This window comes from Craterilacuibacter sp. (assembly GCF_051659485.1).
Classification (GTDB): domain Bacteria; phylum Pseudomonadota; class Gammaproteobacteria; order Burkholderiales; family Chromobacteriaceae; genus Craterilacuibacter.
Window position 1 is genome coordinate 1 of the sequence record NZ_JBOFOO010000399.1, and the last position, 3040, is coordinate 3040.

General features: G+C 52.4%; 4 protein-coding genes. 1 reads left to right on the plus strand and 3 read right to left on the minus strand.

All coding sequences use genetic code 11. The features are described from left to right. The 3 genes from ACRC1E_RS13580 to ACRC1E_RS13590 form a co-directional block, all read right to left on the minus strand. Nucleotides 1-212: serine dehydratase beta chain (locus ACRC1E_RS13580; protein WP_438515623.1), on the minus strand; the 212-nt coding region annotated here is incomplete at its 3' end. A gap of 184 nt (nucleotides 213-396) precedes the next feature. After that, nucleotides 397-1719 (minus strand): serine/threonine transporter, encoded by a 1323-nt coding sequence (locus tag ACRC1E_RS13585; protein ID WP_438515624.1) that lies wholly within the window; start codon nucleotides 1717-1719, stop codon nucleotides 397-399. Nucleotides 1720-1790: 71 nt separating this feature from the next. Then, complete coding sequence (locus ACRC1E_RS13590; RefSeq protein WP_438515625.1) at nucleotides 1791-2435, minus strand: helix-turn-helix transcriptional regulator; 645 nt, start codon at nucleotides 2433-2435, stop codon at nucleotides 1791-1793. A gap of 485 nt (nucleotides 2436-2920) precedes the next feature. On the opposite strand from ACRC1E_RS13590, the gene ACRC1E_RS13595 reads away from it, so the two are divergent. Next, the coding region (locus ACRC1E_RS13595; RefSeq protein WP_438515626.1) for a hypothetical protein at nucleotides 2921-3040 on the plus strand (120 nt) is incomplete at its 3' end.

The following is a 3040-nucleotide window of genomic DNA, read 5'->3' on the forward strand; positions in this document are numbered from 1 at the left end:
GCCAGACCCAGAATAATGGCGTGGTCGGTACAGTGCCCCTTGCCGGTCAACGCCAGCGAACCGAAGCAGTCGACCTTGACACGGGTGGCCTGATTGAAATGGCCGGTTTCCTTGAGCGAGCCCAGGAACATATGGCCGGCTTTCATCGGGCCAATGGTGTGCGAACTGGAAGGGCCAACGCCGATTTTGTAGATATCCGCCATGCTAAACATAGTGTGTCCTTTTTCTTGATCGGGCCAGCCTCATAAGGCTGCACCCGCTCCAGCCGCCAATTTGCGCCGCAGCAACTGGCAAAATGTCTGGTTTAAAGTTTTGATGCTACAAGCGCCCAATACACGGGGCATCAGGCGCTAGGAGAAATACGGGCCGCCCCGACAACAAGGCGGCACCGGCTTATTAGAATGCCAGCGAGTAGAAGATGGCCGAGATGGCAATCAGACCGATGGCAGCAACAAAGATATTGCTGAATTTGCCAGCATACTTCTTCATCGCAGGGACTTTGCGGATGGCGTACATCGGCATCAGGAACAACAGCACGGCAATCACCGGGCCACCCAGATTTTCAATCATGCCCAGAATATTCGGGTTAAGCGTAGCCACCATCCAGGTGGTCACGATCATGAATACGGCAGTGAAACGATCCAGTTTGGCGGTTTCGATGGTCTTGCCACGTTGACGCAGTTCCTTGATCACCAAGCCATTAAAGCCTTCTTTGGCGCCCAGATAGTGACCGAAGAACGACTTGGAAATAGCCACGATGGCAATAATAGGGGCAACCCAGGCAATAACCGGGTTATCGAAGTGGTTGGCCAGATACGACAGAATGGACAGGTTCTGTTCTTTGGCTTGCATCAGATCCGCAGGCGACAGGCTCAATACGCAGCTGAATACAAAGAAGAACACCGACACCACCATCATGATGTGCGCACGGCTCAGCGTACGGTTGGATGCTGCATCTTCACATCCTGGGTGCAACTTCTTCTGGTCAACGGCAAACGACGAAATGATAGGCGAGTGATTGAACGAGAACACCATCACCGGAATCGCCAGCCACAGGGTTTTCCAGAACGCGCCACCCGTTACGGCAGTACTAAAGCTGCCGGCGTGGTCGATCATCGAGCTATTCCAGTGTGGCACCAGATACAGCGCCAGCAGCATCAAGGCAGCGACAAAAGGGAAAACCAGGATGCTCATCGCCTTAACGATGAAAGCCCCGCCCAGACGCACCACCGACATCAATGCCAGAATCAGGCACAAGGCAAAGATGCCGCGGGTCACGATGTCGGTACCCAGTTGCAGGCCGAACTGGTGGGTCAGGAAAGACATCACCGTATTGGTGATCGCCACGCTATACACCAGCAAAATCGGGTAGATGGCAAAGAAATACAGCAAGGTAATCAGCTTGCCGGCGGTCAGGCCGAAATGCTCTTCCACCACTTCGGTGATGTCCCCATCACGGGTCGAGCCGGACAGGACAAAGCGGTTCAGGCCACGGTGGGCAAAGTAAGTCAGCGGCCATGCCAGCACCAGCATAACCAGAAGCGGCCACAGGCCACCAATACCGGCGTTGATAGGCAGAAACAGCGTACCGGCACCGACCGCCGTGCCATACAGGCCCAGCATCCAAGTTGTATCCTGACGGGTCCAGGTCGGCTTAGTGCCGGCAGTCTGTGCATCCTGAACCGTAGTTTCAGGCGTATAAACGGTGGATTGAGACATTCTTGTCTTCCTTGTTTTCAAATCGAATAGCAAAGCAGATGACCACGCACACTTGCGTAGCCGTTAAAAATTCAAGCAGTCACAGCACTATCGCCATGAGCAGCATCTTTCAAATAGCGGTAGAGCGTAGGCTCGGAAATCAGCAGCAAATGAGCCGTTTTGGCGATGAAACCCTTCACCAGAAACACCCCCTTGTGCTCCAGCTCGCTGACGATGGCCCGCTTCTGCTGACTACCCAGCTCGGCCGGTGACGGATATGCCGCCATGACCTTGCTGATAATGTCGTCACCCAGACCTTCCACCGAATGCACGGAAGATTCCTCGCCATGCGCATCCTGATCGTGACGGAAGTGCATCTGCAACACCTCGACCGCACGCTGCAATTCATGATCGTTGCTGTTAAGGCAAACCATGGCGCGGGCCTTGCCCCTCTCATCACAAATCAGCAAGCTGGAAGAGCGCATACGCTGACCATCGACCAGCTTGCCCGGGTAATTGGTACGAAACGAGGGGCCGTCGCCACTCTGGAATTCATTCAACAAACGCAACGCCATGTCGGTGGCGGGCGCCCCCACCTCCCGTCCGGAAATAGCATTCCGGATGATGCATAGCGACTGATCAAGATCAGCCATGTCATGCACCGCAACCTCTGTACGCTCTCCCAACATCTGGGACAGGAAATCAGCCAGAACAGCCAGATCAACAGTGACGCGCATAATAGAATTTTCTCCCGCTAATAATTTTGCAGCGATTCTACTTTCGTTTTCGAACTTTGCAAGCACATATCGGTACATCACATGATTCTAATCAACATTTCGCTAATATTTTGCCGTTCACACACTATTTAGCGACCATTAGCTATTGATTTTTATTATTTAAATGCTATGAGCCTCAAAAAAATATCCGGAAATTTGCAAAGAATTTTCCATAAACCAAAAAAGCAAGCACATAGGCTCACCGGCATGCATTAGCAAAAAACAACAAAAAGCATAAATAAAGCAACAAAACTTAAATAATAAGCAGCACATAGCGCATGCGAACCATAAGCCGCACGCCCAAGCAGGCACAGTGGGGCGCAGCACCTGGCTGCTGTGGTACACTCGCGCGCAACATCTTCATTTATTTGCCAGCAAAAACTGCCGCACCGCGCTAGCGTGCCGCGTGTCTATGCTGGCATTTCATATTGATAAGCGTGCACACCATGAAAAAGGTTTACATCAAGACATTCGGCTGCCAGATGAATGAATACGACTCCGACAAGATGGTCGACGTACTCGCCGGCAACGAAGCCACTATCAAGACCGACAGGCCGGAAGAAGCG

Bases quoted from the DNA above. Each gene is read 5' to 3' on its own strand.
- ACRC1E_RS13585 (WP_438515624.1), bottom strand. From the start codon at position 1,719: ATGTCTCAATCCACCGTTTATACGCCTGAAACTACGGTTCAGGATGCA.
- ACRC1E_RS13590 (WP_438515625.1), bottom strand. From the start codon at position 2,435: ATGCGCGTCACTGTTGATCTGGCTGTTCTGGCTGATTTCCTGTCCCAG.